Consider the following 14,403-nt stretch of genomic DNA (forward strand, 5'->3'; position numbering starts at 1 on the left):
CCGCGTGTTCACGCGCTATGACAAAACCGATGTGATGTTCGCTGCCTTTATTACGGTTGCACTCATCGCAGAGGCCTTGAGATAGCGTTAACAGGCTCTAGCGGGCTGGGCACATGCTCACGCCGCCAGCGCATGATGACAAAACCCGAAATGATCGACAGCAGGGCGTTCAGCACGAACACATATTCGGTGCCGGCGCTGGCAATCAGCGCACCGGCCACCAGCGGCCCGACGATGCGCGACGCGTTCATCGAAATGCCGTTCAGCGCCAGCGCCGCCGGCAACTGGCTGCGCGGCACCAGCTCGGGCACGATGGCCGAAAACACCGGCCAGCGCATTGCCAGGCCCACACCATTGGCAAAGGTCAGCGCCAGCAGCAGCGCCGGCGTCATGACGCCTGAAATCACCGCAATGCACAGCAGCGTGGCCACGCCGGCCACCCAGAACTGCGTCATGATGAAGTAGCGCCGCCGGTCCAGAATGTCGGCCAGCGCGCCGCTGGGCAGGCCCAGCAAAAACACCGGCAGCGTGGACGCCGACTGCACCAGCGCCACCCAGAGCGGCGTGCTGGTCATCGACGTCATCATCCACGCGGCCGCCACGTCGTTCATCCACATGCAGATGTTGGCCGTCAGCCAGACCGTCCAGAGCATGCGAAACACCGGGCGCTTGATCGGGCCCCAGGGCGACAGGGACGGGGTTTCGGCAGGCGGCGTGGCTTCTTCAGGCATGGCCTGAGATTTTCAAGCCTTTTCGGGCAGCACCGCGTGAGGGGTTTCACGCACCCGGTACAGGGCTGGCGCGCCTTCGGGCAGTTTTTCCAGTTCCCATAACTTGCCATGAAACGCCGCTACGGTCGGGCGGTGGGCAATCGACACCAGGCTGCCGTGGGTGGCGCTGACGCTGGCCAGCAGCTTTTGGTAGATGGTTTTTTCGGCGCTTTCGTCGAGTGCGCTGGTGGCTTCGTCGGCAAAAATCCAGCGCGGTTTTTTCAGCAACACGCGGGCAACGGCCAGTCGCTGCTGCTCGCCGCCTGACAGCTTCTGGCTCCAGGCGTCCTCGTCGTCGAGCCGGCCGGTCAGTTGCGGCAGCAGCGCATCAATCAGCGCCTGCTTCAGGGCGGCGTCGTCATACTGTGCGGCGGGCTGCGGATAGGCCAGCGCATTGCGCAGGCTGCCATCAGGAAAGTAGGGGCGTTGCGGAATGAACATGGCGTCGGCTGGCAAATGCGTCTGACCCGTGAAGAACGGCCAGATGCCCGCCAGCGCCCGGAACAGCGTCGATTTGCCGCTGCCCGACGGGCCTTTGAGCAAGATGCTTTCGCCCGGCCCGGCCTGCAGCGTTGCGCCGCTGAGCAGCGTTGCGCCGGTGGGCAACGTCAAGGTCAGGTCGCGCACAGCCAGCGTGTCGGCGGCCAGCGGTTGCGCTTCGTTTGCTACTGAATTAATAGCTGCTTGCGCCCGTCCCTGTTGCGCTACCGCCCTTATATTGTCTTCAAAGCTGGTCAGCCGGTCGGTCGTGGCGCGCCAGGCGGCCAGGCTGCTGTAGTTGTCGACCAGCCAGCTCAGTGAATCCTGCACGCGGCCAAAGGCCGACGAAATCTGGATCAGCTCGCCCAGCTGGATGGCACCGCTGAAAAAGCGCGGCGCGGCCACGATGAACGGAAACACCACCGCCGCCTGGCCGAAAAAGTTGGTGAACCAGACCAGGTTTTTTTGCTTTTTGATCAGCTTGAGGTAGTTGGCCAGCACGGCGGCAAAACGCGTGTCGAGCTGCGCGCGCTCCACTGCTTCGCCCTTGTCCAGCGCGATGGATTCGCTGTATTCACGCACCCGCACCATGTGGTGCCGGAAGTCGGCCTCGACGCGCTGTTGCTGGAAGTTGAGCTTGATCTGCGGCCGACCGATGTAGTGGGTGATGACGCTGCCGACCACGCAGTACAGCACCGCCATCCACACCATGAAGCCCGGAATGGAGTAGCTGGCGCCGTTGAAGTTAAACGCAAACGCGCCCGACAGCGTCCACAAAATGCCGACAAAACTCACCAGCGTGACCACCGCGTTCAGCAGCCCCATGCTCAGCGAGATGCTGTAGGTGGTGAACAGGTTGATGTCTTCCTGAATCCGCTGGTCGGGGTTGTCCGCCGTGCCGTGCGAGTTGTCACTGCCGGAAAAACGCGCCAGCTCCATCTTGTAGAACGCATGGTCGCTGAGCCAGCGCTGCAGGTAATGCGCCGTCATCCACGCGCGCCAGCGCACCTCCAGCAGCTGCGTCAGGTAGAAGCGGTAGACAGCGATGATGATGAAGGCAAACGCCAGGTAGGTGAAGCGCCCGAGCTGGGTCCAGAACACTGCCGCGTCCTTGTTTTGCAGCGCATCGTAGAACACCCGGTTCCACTCGTTGAGCAGCACCAGCATGTAGACCGCGCCCAGGTTCAGCAGCACGATGGCCGCCAGCAGGCCGCGCGCCTTCCATTTGTCTTCGGAGCGGAAGTAGGGTGCCGACAGCGCCCAGACGCGGCGGGTGAAATGCCGGAAGTCGCGAAATTTCTGGGCCATGCGGGAAAGCAGATTCATTGAGCGCTCTCTTCAAAAATACAGTTCAGGACGTCAGCGGTTTTAAACGCCTAGCTTTTTTGCAATGAGGGGTTGGAAATGCCGCTGGCCACATGGCCCGAAGGCACATGCTGCGCCGCCGAGTTGACATGGCCGGTCTGGTCGTCAAAGAAAAAATCGGGCTCGAATTCGCGCAGGAACGGGCCTTTCTCCAGGCCGCCGAGAAACATCGCTTCATCGACCTCAATGTTCCAGTTCATCAGCGTGCGGATGGCACGCTCATGCGCCGGTGCGCTGCGCGCCGTCACCAGCGCGGTGCGAATGCGCATGTGCGAAGTGCCGGCCTGTTGCAGCCGCTGCAAAGCCTCCAGCAGCGGCTTGAAAGGCCCAGGCAGCAGCGACTGCGCCGCCTTGGCGCGCTCATGCGCCTGAAAGGCCGACAGGCCCTGCGCCTGGTAAACCATTTCGGCCTCGTCCGAGAACAGCACCGCATCGCCGTCAAAGGCAATCCGCACTTCGTTCGGATGCGCGTCGCTGGCGCGGGCCGACTGCGGGTACACCTGCGCGGCCGGCACGCCGGCTTCCAGCGCGGCGCGCACATCGCTCAGGTGGGTGGATAAAAACAGGTTGGCGTGCAGCGGCTTGAGGTAGCGCCACGGCGGCGCGCCCCGGTTGAAGGTGCCGCGCTGGATGTTCAGGCCGTAATGCTGCGCCGAGCGAAACACCCGCATGCCCGACACCGGGTCATTGCGCGACAAAATGACGACTTCAACGCGTTGCTTGGGCGCTGCGGGGCTGGCGCTTTCCCCCGCATTTTCAGGCGCGTCGTTAAAGGCGAGCAGCTTTTTGACCAGCGAAAACGCCACGCCCGGCTTGGCCGGCACATCGAGCCGCTCCAGTTGCAGTTGCCTGTACGCCGCGTCTTTCTTCACGCCGGGCGGCAGGTCCGGTGGCAGTGCCAGGCTGGCGTTGGCGGCTGAGCCGGTTTCAAACACCTGGTTTTCTTCTTCAAGGTCAAACAGGGCGCGCGAAGAAATCGCCACCACAAGCTGACCGTCTAGATTTGCTGACATGGATTCGCCTTTTTTGCGTTATCTAGCCGTGTGATTCGGCAGGTCGGTTATGCGCAGCGCCACCGGCCTTCAAGGACGGGGCAGCTTCTGGCCGGACTGCAGCGCCAGTGTTCGCCATTGTCCATATTTCGGCGCTTCCACGGGCCACTGGTCGGCGCGCGCGATGTGGCGCACGCCCTTGGCCAGCAGTTCCACCGCGCGGATGACGCCGGCATGGGTAATCCACAGCACGCCGCTTTCTTGCGCCATCGTTCCTTGAGCCGCCGCAGGGGTTTGCGACAGCAACTTCAAGCCATCAAACGCCGCGCCGACGCGCGCCATGAACGCCGTCACGCTTTCGCCGTCATGCCCCGCTTGGTAATGCGCAAAGTCGCCAGTCCAGGCCTCAAGTTCAGCGCGGGGAATTGCTTGCCAGGCGCAGCCTTCCCACCGGCCAAAATCCATTTCCTGCAGCCGTGCATCGGTTTTATAAGCCAAATCAGGCCTTAGCGCATGCAGGGCGTTCGCCAGCTGCTCACATCTTTGTAGCGGCGAGCTGACCACGCGCAGCCCGGCCGGAAGTTGTGTGGCCAGCCGGACGGCGCATTCGGCGGTGGCATCGGCATCCGCCGCCATGTCAAGCCGCCCGTAGCAGAGGCCGGCGTCAATCAGTGGCTGGGCATGACGGACAAGCCAGAGTTTCATGCCTGGCGATCAGACGCTAACCGCCAGCCCGAGGTAAAACGCGATTTCGCAGACCTGCTGGGTCGCCCCCAGGCAGTCGCCGGTAAACCCCTGCAAGCGGCGTCTGAAGAACCGCATCATGACCAGCAGCGCCGCGACTGCAAAATTGCACGCGACTATTAAATTAATAGCACTCAGCGCAAAGCTGGCCAGCACGAGCGCGCCAAAACACCATAAAAAGGCAATCAGCAGCCCGCTGGAAGCGATCTGGTCGGCCAGTGGCTTGGATTTGGACGTGGCCGTGTCGCCGACATGCGGCAGCAGCCGAATCATGATCAGCGGCAACCCGCGCGAAATAACATGGCCGGCCCACAAAGCGGCGCATATATACCAGCCGCTGAACGCAAACGGCTGTTCGTCGGCATCCAGCAGCTCGACCGAGCCCAGCAGCGCCAGCAATGCGACCTTGCACAGCAGCACCAGCACCAGCGCCATCGCACCGAACGCGCCGACGCGCGAGTCTTTCATGATTTCCAGCGCACGCTCGCGCTGGTAGCTGCCGCCCAGGCCATCGGCCACATCGGCCAGGCCGTCTTCGTGAAAGCCGCCGGTCACCAGCACGGTGGCGATGGTGGAAAACACGGCCGCCACCAAAGGCCTGAACGGCGTGTCGGGCAGCAGCAGTTGCAGCAACGCAAAAACAGCCACTGCGACCGCGCCCACGACCACGCCAACGCCCGGAAAATGCGCAGCGCTGGCGCGCAGCATGTCGGGGCTGTAACCGACCCAATTGGCCAGCCGCCCGGTGACCGGGATGCGGGTGAAGAACTGGAGGGCGAGCAGGTAGTGGCGGATGAATTTAAACAAGATTTATACGGGTTTTAGGGCGCTAGCGCACTGAGAACGGGCATTGTCAGCTATTAATAAAGGAGTGGTTTGTGTCAGTTCAACGGTTTTTTAAGGCGTCAAACCGGCGTGGGCAGCGATTCATCCACGCCGCGCCCAACTCAGGCGGCGCCCTTGTCGCTGACACCGGCGGATTCAAAACTCGCCATTTCATTGAGAAAGTTGGCCGCCGACTGCACCAGCGGCCAGGCCAGCAGCGCGCCGGTGCCTTCGCCCAGACGCAAGTCGAGTTCGAGCAACGGTTTGGCTTGCAGGTGCGCCAGCAGCAAACGGTGGCCAGTTTCGGCGGAACGGTGGCAAAACACCAGGTAATCCCGCACGGTCGGCACCAGGGTCTGCGCAATCAGCGCCGCTGCCCCGGCAATGAAGCCATCGACCAGCACCACGCGCCGCTCGCTGGCGGCCTGCAGCATGGCACCGGCCATCATGGCGATTTCAAAGCCGCCCAGCGCCGCCAGTTCGCCGACGGCATCCAGCGGCTGCGTGGCCGGGTGGCGGGCCAGCGCGCGCGTCAGCACCGTTTGCTTGTGCAGCAGTTGCGCGTCGTCCAGCCCGGTGCCGCGCCCGGTGGCGTCTTCAATGCTCGCGCCTGTCAGTCGCGCCAGCAGCAGCGCGGCGGGCGAGGTGTTGGCAATGCCCATTTCGCCAAAGGCGACGACATTGCCCGGCAGGGCCTGCATGACTTCCATGCCCGCCGTGAGCGCTGCCTGCGCTTCAAGCCGCGACATGGCGGCCTCATTGCACAGGTTTTTCGTGCCCATTGCGATTTTTCGCGGCTGGAGTTGCGGATGCGCTGGCAACTCTGCGGCCACGCCGGCGTCCACCACCTGCAGCGCAAAATCATGCTGGCGGGCAAACACATTGATCGCCGCGCCGCCGGCCAGCATGTTGCCGACCATCTGCACCGTCACCGCTTGCGGATAGGCCGACACGCCTTCGGCGGCGATGCCGTGGTCAGCAGCAAACACCACCATCTGTGGGTGGTGCAGCGCGGGCGATTCGCTACGCTGAATCAGGCCCAGCTGCAGCGCCACATCTTCGAGCAGCCCCAGCGCACCCAGCGGCTTGGTCTTGTGGTCAATCTTGTGACGCAGCCGGGCTTGCAGCGAAGCGTCGGCAGTGGACTCAATCGCGGGGAGTTGAAAGGGGGTGTTGTTGTTCATCGGTGATTTGCTTCAGACAGGCAGGGCAAAAACAAGAGGCTGCGCCGTTGTCCGGCAGCGTGTGTTCATTCAAGGCAGGAACGGGCATCACATTGGGCAGCTGGGTGCACCAGCATTGGGCATCGCCCGCCACCATGCCGCAACGCAGGCCCGCACCGCAGCGCGGGCAGACCGAGGTGTTGGCCAGTTTCAGGTCGGGCGATGCCATGACGCTGAGGCTCAGCTTTTCAAGAACAACTGGTACACCGGGTTGTGGGTTTCTTCCACGTGCGGGTAGCCGAGCGTGTCCAGAAACTCCTTGAACGCGCCGTTGTCGGCCTTGGGCACCTGCAGGCCGACCAGAATGCGGCCGTAATCGGCGCCCTGATTTCGGTAATGAAACAGCGAAATGTTCCAGCCTGGCCGCATGTGCGACAAAAACTTCATCAGCGCGCCGGGCCGCTCGGGAAAGACAAAGCGCAGCAGCCGCTCTTCTTTTGAGAGCGCACTGTGCCCGCCCACCATGTGGCGGATGTGTTCCTTGGCCAGTTCGTCATGCGTCAGGTCGAGCGCCTTGAAACCGTGGCGATTGAAATGCGTGGCGAGCTTGGCGCTTTCGCCTTTGCTCGAAGTGCTCAAGCCGACAAACACATGGGCCAAGGCGTTGTCGCTGATGCGGTAGTTGAACTCGGTCACGCTGCGCGGCCCGCCGGGCAACTGGTCGATCAATTCGCAAAAGCGCCGGAAGCTGCCGCGCTCCTCGGGAATCGTCACGGCAAACAGCGCTTCGCGCTCCTCGCCGACTTCGGCGCGCTCGGCGACAAAGCGCAGGCGGTCAAAGTTCATGTTTGCGCCGCACAAAATCGCCGCGTAGGTTTCACCTTGGGTCTTGTTTTTGGCAACGTATTGCTTGATCGCGGCCACCGCCAGTGCACCGGCTGGCTCGACAATGCTGCGCGTGTCCACAAACACGTCCTTGATGGCGGCGCAGACCGCATCGGTGTCTACGGTCATGAATTCATCGACCAGTTCGCGGCTGATGCGAAAGTTTTCCTCGCCCACCAGCTTGACCGCCGTGCCGTCTGAAAACAGGCCCACATCAGGCAGCGTAACGCGTTTTTTCGCCTTGACGGACTGCATCATGGCGTCGGAGTCGTTCATCTGCACGCCGATGACCTTAATCTCTGGCCGCACGGCCTTGATGTAGTTGGACACGCCGGAAATCAGCCCACCGCCGCCAATCGCCACAAATACCGCGTCCAGCCGGCGCGATCCCAGGGTCTGCAATTGGCGCAGGATTTCCATGGCAATCGTGCCCTGGCCGGCAATCACGTCGGGGTCGTCAAAGGGATGCACAAACGTCAGGCCTTGCTGCTTTTGCAGCAGCAAGGAGTGCGTGTAGGCGTCGGAATAGCTGTCGCCATGCAGCACCACTTCGCCGCCCCAGCCCTTGACGGCGTCAATCTTGAGCTGCGGCGTGGTTGTTGGCATGACCACCACGGCGCGGGTGCCGAGCTTTTGCGCGCTCATCGCCACGCCTTGCGCATGGTTGCCCGCCGAGGCACAAATTACGCCTTTCTTGAGCTGTGCCGGGGTCAGGTGCGCCATCTTGTTGTAGGCACCCCGCAGCTTGAAGCTGAACACCGGCTGCTGGTCTTCACGCTTGAGCAGCACCGTGTTGTTCAGGCGCAGGCTCAGGCTTTTGGCCGGCTCCAGTGCCGACTCGACCGCCACGTCGTAGACGCGTGCCGTCAGGATTTTTTTCAGGTAATCGGCGGGCTTGAGCGGCTTGGCGACAGGCTTGGGCACTGTTTTTGCGGAAGCTTTGGGGCGGGGTGACTTGGCGGCTGCAGGGGCAGCAGCAGAGATGGATTTTTTGGCAGAGGGCATGTTTTTTTTCTCGCAGCAGAACCTGAGGATCATAGGCGCACGAAAAAAAAGGCCCAGACCTTGCGGTCTGGGCCTGTAAATCCACCCTTTTGAGGAGGTGGAGGAGACAACCAGTGCAAAAATACAGCGAGCCGGTAAAGACTGTGTACTGATGCGATGGGTTCAGTATATCGGAGTCATTGCTGCACTGCAGCATGTATCTGTGGCGAAAGCCGCACAATTACAGCTTTTAGGGAGTTTTACCTACAAAACGCAGCCTCAGCCGCCAACGCGGCGCAGTTAGGCAGGCTCGCCAACAACCAACCTCTTGGACAAGGAACGACAGTTATGGAATGCACAGTGAGCTGGACCGGCAGCAATTCGGTCAATGGATCTACATCGGGAATGACTTTTTTGGCCGAAACCGGCAGCGGCCACACGCTGGTCATGGATGGTGCACCCGACGCCGCCAAGCCTGAAAACGGCGGCGCCAATCTGGCGCCCCGACCGATGGAAACCGTGCTCGCCGGCGCGGGTGGTTGCACGGCTTACGACGTGGTGCTGATCCTCAAGCGCGGCCGCCACGATGTGCGCGGTTGCTCGGTCAAGCTGAGCACTGAGCGGGCGACCGTAGACCCCAAGGTCTTTACCAAAATTCACATGCATTTTGTAGTGACTGGCAGCAAGCTGAGCGACAGCGTCGTCGAGCGCGCGATTGCCATGAGCCACGATAAATACTGCTCGGCGACGATCATGCTGGGTAAAACAGCAGACATCACGACCAGTTTTGAGCTGGTGGATGTCTCTGCCTGAATCGGCTTAAAGCGATGCAAGCTCTGCCACCCTCACAGGGTTGCGAGGGCGATTGATGGCGTTAAATCCGGTGTGCCACCGTCGTCATGACCTTGGCCGCTGAACGCATCAACAGCTTGACCGGCGCAGGCAACTGCCGCGCGCCGGCATTTTCAGCGGCACGCGCATGCTGCGCTTCGTCATCTTTCATCTGGGCCACGATAGCGCGTGACTCGTGATCGCCTTCGGGCAGCCGTTCCAGGTGACTGGCCAAATGCGCTTCCACCTGGCGCTCGGTTTCCACGACAAACCCCAGGCTGAGCGGGTCGCCCAGCCGGCTGGCCACCAGTCCAAGCCCGAAAGCGCCTGCGTACCACAGCGGATTGAGCAGGGAAGGGCGCGCGCCCAGCTCGTCCAGCCGGTCGCGCGTCCAGGCCAGATGATCACCTTCTTCCTGGCTGGCCTTGATGAAATGCTTGCGCAGCACCGGGTCACGTGTCCCCAGCGCCTGCGCCGCATACAGCGCCTGTGCGCACACTTCGCCCACATGGTTGACGCGCATCAGCGCGCCTGACAAGTCTTTGTCCTGGCGGCTCAAATCGGTGGCTTCGGACGGCACCGTGGGGCAAGTCCGGCTGGCGCGGGGCTTGGCAAACAAGGTGCGCAACGCCCCGTCTGCGGCGTTGAGTGCAAGGTCAAGAGCGGTGGTCATGGGCGCGGCTTTCATGGGCTAAAGATATTTGAAACAGAAGAGGGAAGCCTGACGTTGGGCATCGAGTGCTTTTTTGTCAGTCCGAAGAGTCCTGGTGCCATGTTAGCGCTGACGCAAAATTCTGCAAAGCAACGAAAAAGCCCCCAAAAAGGGGGCTCATGACTTTGTGAGGTTCGGCCTCAAGGCCGAATTACGCTCAGAAAGTGTGGCGAATGCCGAAAGCGATGTTGGTCGAGTCCGTGCCCGGAGCCGCTGTCACACCACCAAGAAAACCGCCGCCGCCAGGCGCCACTTGACCTGCGCCCTTATTGTTGAAGCGCGTCAGCACGGCGTTCAGGTTGGTGCGCTTGGACAGTGCGTAGGTGTACGTCGCACCATAAGAGTCGGTGTCGGCATTGACGGCCCGTTTGTCATCAAGCCGGTTGTAAGCCACGACCACGGTATGCACGCCGCTGGTTAATCTGTAGCCTACGTGCATGAGTCTGGCGTCTTGTTTGAAGGCCTGGTTGTAGGCGTTCTGGAAGACGGGAGCCAGTGCGCCCAATGAACCGCTAGGAGAGAAAAATGGTGAAAGGCCAGAAGGATGATCGTCCTTGATGGTGGCGTACTGGCCATACACGGTGCCTGGTCCAGCGTTCACGGTGGCGCCGAGAACATTGTTGGTGAGGGACTTCTGACCAAACTCGTTCTTTTTCTCGTTGTGTCCAAAGCCGACAGAAAAACCATCGCCTGTGTACATGGCCATGGCGCCCAGGAACCGGCCTGCGGAACTGTTGCCTGCGACTTCACCCGCGCCATACATCAAGGTCGCGGTGACTCCGCCTGTCTTGATGCCGTATCGCAGCGTATTGCTCAGACGGATGTCGAATGCTGCCGGCAGGCTGGCAACCTGGCCAGCAGAAAGGCTTGATTGCGTCTGTGAGGCATCGAACGCAGCGGTTACCAGATAACCTGGTGTGTATTGGCGGCCCAGTGTGAATGCGCCAACTGGGGTAATTAACCCTACAAACGCCTGACGATCAAACAGGTTGCCGGCAAGGTTGACACCGAATGCGTTGCTGCCGATAGCGTTGTCAAGGGCTGTGATAGCGCCGAGTGCAGCTGGCGTGCCGGAGAGACCAACAGGCAGGTTGGCATTGGCTGTAGCGCCAACGCGAGCAGGCATCTGTGGGCCCGATGCAGGCCTGTTGGTCACTGACCCTGTATCCGCCTCGAACCGGCTTTCCAGCGTAAAGATGGCCTTGTAGCCACCGCCAATATCTTCCGTGCCGCGCAGGCCCCAGCGCGAACCCTCCATGATGCCGCTCGCGATGCCGTTGAACGAGCCGTTCTTCAGACCAGTAACGTGGTTGTAACCCGCATCAACCAAGCCATAAAGCGTCACGGTGCTTTGTGCCATGACGGCCGAAGCAGACAAAAGCCCCATCACCGCCGATGCGACAAGAGTCAGTTTTTTCATGGAGTCTCCAGAAGTATTAATAAAGTCAAAAGGGAAATTTCAAAAGCACCGCCTACGCGCCGGGCTGTGTCGACAAAGCAAAGATTAATGGCGATGTAAAGGCGCGTAAAGAGTGCTAACACGCGAAAGTATCACTTTTGGGACAGGGGAAAACCCTATGTTCTTGGCCAAGCGTTACAGGCCCGGCATCGCTCGCAAACAGGCTCGGATTTGCGGGCATTCATTTGAAAAAGGATGAATTCATCAGGCATATAAAAGTCGCCCTGACGATGAAGGCGCCCACTGATAAATCGTGATAGTGAGGCGCCTCTATATTGCTTTGGGTGTAGTGGCCAAACGACACTCTGGGCAAGCTGGTCTTGCGCGACTCTTTCCTATGCGAAATCGTAACTTTCCAGCTTCCTATGCAGTTCTTCATTCACGCCTTCGCAGCTATGACTGGTGGTGGTGCGCCACGCGTTGTGAAACATCAACAAACATTCGATGGGTTACACGAAATCAAGGTTTTCAGCATGCGTTGTCTGAAAGCGACAAGTTTGGCATCCAAGTTGCTTTCCCGTTGAAAACACTTTGCCTTGAATGTGACAATTTGATTAAATTAATTCAGGATGAAACAAAGCGGTCTTCAGGCATGTCTGGCACCAAGTTTTTGTTTTTAATTTGTTTTCAACTTTTCGGAGATTTCTAATGAAAAAGAGTTTTATCGCCTTGGCCATTTTGGCCGCCTCGGGCGTCGCATCTGCCCAGTCGAATGTGACGCTGTACGGCTTGGTTGATGCCTACGTCGGCAGCCAAAAGATCAATGGCCTGACCCAGAGTGGTGTCAACCTTGCCAGCCCTGCGGGTGGCTCGGGTGGTGGTTTGAACACCAGCCGTTTTGGATTCAAGGGTTCCGAAGACCTCGGTGGTGGCCTGAAAGCCAACTTTGTCCTTGAAGCTGGGTTTGATCCAAGTACTGGCGTAGCCAACAACTACACCAGCCCCTACACCGGTAAAACCGACAGCGCAATCTTCGGTCGTCAATCCTGGGTGGGTCTGTCGGGTGGTTTTGGTGAAGTGCGACTGGGCAAAATGTGGACGCCTTATGACGAAGTCAAGGGTTCCGGCGCTGCTGCGTTTGACGCCAACATCTTCGCGCCTGCGGGTAACGTGTGGGCCAGCAATGGCTACAACGACCGTCCAGGCAACTCGGTTTATTACGCAACTCCAAGCTTTGGTGGCGTGACGGCTGCGGCCATGTACAGCTTGGGCGAAAACAAAACTGCGACCCCTACCGGCACGGTTTCTGCTGGCAAGATCGGCGCCGTAAATATCGCCTACGCTGGCGGTCCAGTCGGTGCTGCGCTGTCGTACCAGACTGAAAAAGCGACCGGTTCCACCATCGCGACCAAATTCACCCAGGTAAACGCTTCGTATGACTTTGGTGTTGTGAAATTGCTGGGTGCCTTGGGCCGCGTCAAGGATGGCCTCAACCCATACGGCCTGGCCGTTTCCAAATCGACTGAATACCAAATCGGTCTTGATGTTCCTGTAAGCAGCGCAGTTACCCTGTCTGGCGGCTATGCGCACTCCAAGGATACGCAATACGCCGGCGGTTCTGACATCACGCGCAAGGGCTATGGTTTGGCTGGCTTGTATGCACTGTCCAAGCGTACAAATCTGTATGCAGGTGTTCAAGACTCCAAACAAAATGCTTACGCTTTGACTGGCGAAAACAAGATTCGTATTTACGCCCTTGGCGTTCGCCATACGTTCTAAGCCAAAGCTGGCTTGACGCCAGATAGTTAAAAACTTGACTTAGCCGCTCCAGAAAACCTGGAGCGGCTTTTTGCGTTTTGCCTTGAGCTGATTCAAATGCTGAAATCCGTAAAGAAGCTTCGCTGGCACGGCTGTCGTTGTTTTTGCTTCACGTACAGACTTGCTTTGTAGTCTCAATGCAACACAAAAGACCTTTTTTGGCGCATTCCTTTGCGAATCAAGGTTCGTTCTGGTGCAATAGACCCAACTTCCCGAAAGGGGGTTGGCCCGGGTCTCTGGAGGTGCTGAAAAAGCGAAAGCCTGCAACAGTCCTCATACCGGAGCCCTATGTTTAACCTTGGAGAAATTCTCAATGAAAAAATCACTCATCGCTCTGGCAGTATTGGCAGCATCCGGCGCCGCAATGGCCCAATCTTCGGTAACCCTGTACGGCATCGCTGACGCTTTCGTCGGCAGCACCAAGAGTGAAGTCGGTAACACCGGCTTGCGTCAAAACAACGTTAGCACCTCCGGTGTCAACGGTTCGCGTTGGGGCCTGAAGGGTGCTGAAGATCTGGGCGGCGGCATGAAAGCCATCTTCACGCTGGAAAGCGGCTTCAACCTTGACACTGGCGCGCAAAAGACCGCTGGCAGCATTTTTGATCGTCAAGCCTACGTCGGTCTGCAAAGCGGTTTCGGCACCGTGTCTGTGGGTCGTCAGTACTCTGCTTACGACAACCTGCAAGGTGCAACCAACCACAACTACGATGCGTTCACCTTCAGCGCACGTGGCGCCGTGTCGGCTAACGGCATCGCTGACTACACAAACCGTATCAGCAATTCTGTTGCCTACGCTACGCCTGCCTTCGGCGGCTTCAGCGGTGCAGTGGTTTACGGCTTCGGCGAAAACAAAAATACCGTTGGCAACGTGAATGGCGACGCAACCGACAGCGCCAGCGTTCACATCAAGTACGCCAATGGCCCTATCTTGGTTGGTTACGCATACCAGCAAGACAAACTGGCTGCCGTTGGTAACGTTCAGGACAAGAACAAGTACAACCTGCTGGGTGGTTCTTACGACCTCGGCGTTGCCAAGTTGACCGGCAGCTACAACACCGCCAAGAACAACGTCATGAAAGACAAAGAAGGCCAGATCGGCGTGTCGGTTCCCTTCGGTGCTGCTGCCATTTCCGCCGGCTATGCCCGTTCGAAGAGCGAAGGTGCAGGCGTTGAGCGCACCGGCAAGGGTTACTCAGTACTGGCCACCTACGCTTTGTCCAAGCGTACCGGCTTGTACCTTGGTGCTCAAAACACCAAAGCTTATATTCCTACCGCTGCCACCGCTACTGCCGGTGCTCGTGGTTTGAATGTTGTAGCTGAAACCGAAGTCACAACTTACGGCGTTGGTGTTCGCCACTCGTTCTAATTTTCCAGCTAGCGTGAGCTAGCTGTTAAACCAAGAAAACAAAAACCCCATCGTGGCGACACGGTGGGG

12 protein-coding genes and 1 pseudogene are annotated in these 14,403 nt (G+C 59.5%); 3 read left to right on the forward strand and 10 right to left on the reverse strand.

All coding sequences use genetic code 11. The features are described 5' to 3' along the window. Window positions 1-77: 77 nt before the first annotated feature. The 8 genes and pseudogenes from RCH06_RS11360 to ilvA form a co-directional block, all read right to left on the reverse strand. Window positions 78-731, reverse strand: a pseudogene (locus RCH06_RS11360) (MFS transporter); the annotation flags it as partial. Between the two features lie 12 nt (window positions 732-743). Continuing rightward, window positions 744-2,576, reverse strand: a complete 1,833-nt coding sequence (locus RCH06_RS11365) for an ABC transporter ATP-binding protein/permease (protein ID WP_327081577.1) — start codon at window positions 2,574-2,576, stop codon at window positions 744-746. A 50-nt stretch (window positions 2,577-2,626) separates the two neighbouring features. Then, window positions 2,627-3,628: a 5'-nucleotidase gene (locus tag RCH06_RS11370; protein ID WP_327081578.1), complete on the reverse strand. Its 1,002-nt coding sequence runs from the start codon at window positions 3,626-3,628 to the stop codon at window positions 2,627-2,629. A gap of 69 nt (window positions 3,629-3,697) precedes the next feature. After that, complete coding sequence (locus RCH06_RS11375; protein ID WP_327081579.1) at window positions 3,698-4,312, reverse strand: histidine phosphatase family protein; 615 nt, start codon at window positions 4,310-4,312, stop codon at window positions 3,698-3,700. A gap of 9 nt (window positions 4,313-4,321) precedes the next feature. Further along, window positions 4,322-5,158, reverse strand: coding sequence for an adenosylcobinamide-GDP ribazoletransferase (locus tag RCH06_RS11380; RefSeq protein ID WP_327081580.1), 837 nt, complete (start codon window positions 5,156-5,158; stop codon window positions 4,322-4,324). Window positions 5,159-5,298: 140 nt separating this feature from the next. Further along, a complete protein-coding gene (cobT, locus tag RCH06_RS11385) occupies window positions 5,299-6,360 on the reverse strand; it encodes a nicotinate-nucleotide--dimethylbenzimidazole phosphoribosyltransferase (protein WP_327081581.1) in 1,062 nt (353 codons plus the stop codon). Further along, window positions 6,323-6,568, reverse strand: coding sequence for a cysteine-rich CWC family protein (locus tag RCH06_RS11390; RefSeq protein WP_327081582.1), 246 nt, complete (start codon window positions 6,566-6,568; stop codon window positions 6,323-6,325). Before RCH06_RS11390 ends, cobT begins: the two co-directional genes overlap by 38 nt. A gap of 11 nt (window positions 6,569-6,579) precedes the next feature. Beyond that, window positions 6,580-8,229, reverse strand: a complete 1,650-nt coding sequence (gene ilvA, locus RCH06_RS11395) for a threonine ammonia-lyase, biosynthetic (protein ID WP_327081583.1) — start codon at window positions 8,227-8,229, stop codon at window positions 6,580-6,582. Window positions 8,230-8,556: 327 nt separating this feature from the next. Here ilvA and RCH06_RS11400 point away from each other — a divergent pair, with 327 nt between their 5' ends. Continuing rightward, window positions 8,557-9,021 (forward strand): OsmC family protein, encoded by a 465-nt coding sequence (locus tag RCH06_RS11400; RefSeq protein WP_327081584.1) that lies wholly within the window; start codon window positions 8,557-8,559, stop codon window positions 9,019-9,021. Window positions 9,022-9,082: 61 nt separating this feature from the next. On the opposite strand, the gene coq7 is transcribed toward RCH06_RS11400, so the two are convergent. Together coq7 and RCH06_RS11410 are read right to left on the reverse strand one after the other, a co-directional pair. Next, entirely contained in the window at window positions 9,083-9,712 is a 630-nt protein-coding gene (gene coq7 / locus RCH06_RS11405) for a 2-polyprenyl-3-methyl-6-methoxy-1,4-benzoquinone monooxygenase (RefSeq protein WP_327081585.1), read from the reverse strand. A 196-nt stretch (window positions 9,713-9,908) separates the two neighbouring features. Further along, the gene (locus RCH06_RS11410; RefSeq protein WP_327081586.1) at window positions 9,909-11,171 is read right to left on the reverse strand and encodes a porin; all 1,263 of its coding nucleotides are present in this window, start codon (window positions 11,169-11,171) and stop codon (window positions 9,909-9,911) included. Between the two features lie 687 nt (window positions 11,172-11,858). Here RCH06_RS11410 and RCH06_RS11415 point away from each other — a divergent pair. Both RCH06_RS11415 and RCH06_RS11420 read left to right on the forward strand, forming a co-directional pair. Continuing rightward, window positions 11,859-12,929, forward strand: a complete 1,071-nt coding sequence (locus RCH06_RS11415) for a porin (protein ID WP_327081587.1) — start codon at window positions 11,859-11,861, stop codon at window positions 12,927-12,929. A gap of 352 nt (window positions 12,930-13,281) precedes the next feature. Beyond that, window positions 13,282-14,334: a porin gene (locus RCH06_RS11420; RefSeq protein WP_327081588.1), complete on the forward strand. Its 1,053-nt coding sequence runs from the start codon at window positions 13,282-13,284 to the stop codon at window positions 14,332-14,334. The last annotated feature ends 69 nt before the right edge of the window (window positions 14,335-14,403 follow it).

Source organism: Polaromonas sp. CG_9.5 (genome assembly GCF_035984465.1).
GTDB lineage: Bacteria > Pseudomonadota > Gammaproteobacteria > Burkholderiales > Burkholderiaceae_C > Polaromonas.

What these genes read in the sequence shown, in the direction of transcription:
- RCH06_RS11365 (WP_327081577.1), bottom strand. Translation starts at nt 2,576, where the DNA reads ATGAATCTGCTTTCCCGCATGGCCCAGAAATTTCGCGACTTCCGGCAT.
- RCH06_RS11370 (WP_327081578.1), bottom strand. Translation starts at nt 3,628, where the DNA reads ATGTCAGCAAATCTAGACGGTCAGCTTGTGGTGGCGATTTCTTCGCGC.
- RCH06_RS11375 (WP_327081579.1), bottom strand. Translation starts at nt 4,312, where the DNA reads ATGAAACTCTGGCTTGTCCGTCATGCCCAGCCACTGATTGACGCCGGC.
- cobT (WP_327081581.1), bottom strand. Translation starts at nt 6,360, where the DNA reads ATGAACAACAACACCCCCTTTCAACTCCCCGCGATTGAGTCCACTGCC.
- RCH06_RS11390 (WP_327081582.1), bottom strand. Translation starts at nt 6,568, where the DNA reads ATGGCATCGCCCGACCTGAAACTGGCCAACACCTCGGTCTGCCCGCGC.
- ilvA (WP_327081583.1), bottom strand. Translation starts at nt 8,229, where the DNA reads ATGCCCTCTGCCAAAAAATCCATCTCTGCTGCTGCCCCTGCAGCCGCC.
- RCH06_RS11400 (WP_327081584.1), top strand. Translation starts at nt 8,557, where the DNA reads ATGGAATGCACAGTGAGCTGGACCGGCAGCAATTCGGTCAATGGATCT.
- coq7 (WP_327081585.1), bottom strand. Translation starts at nt 9,712, where the DNA reads ATGACCACCGCTCTTGACCTTGCACTCAACGCCGCAGACGGGGCGTTG.
- RCH06_RS11410 (WP_327081586.1), bottom strand. Translation starts at nt 11,171, where the DNA reads ATGAAAAAACTGACTCTTGTCGCATCGGCGGTGATGGGGCTTTTGTCT.
- RCH06_RS11415 (WP_327081587.1), top strand. Translation starts at nt 11,859, where the DNA reads ATGAAAAAGAGTTTTATCGCCTTGGCCATTTTGGCCGCCTCGGGCGTC.
- RCH06_RS11420 (WP_327081588.1), top strand. Translation starts at nt 13,282, where the DNA reads ATGAAAAAATCACTCATCGCTCTGGCAGTATTGGCAGCATCCGGCGCC.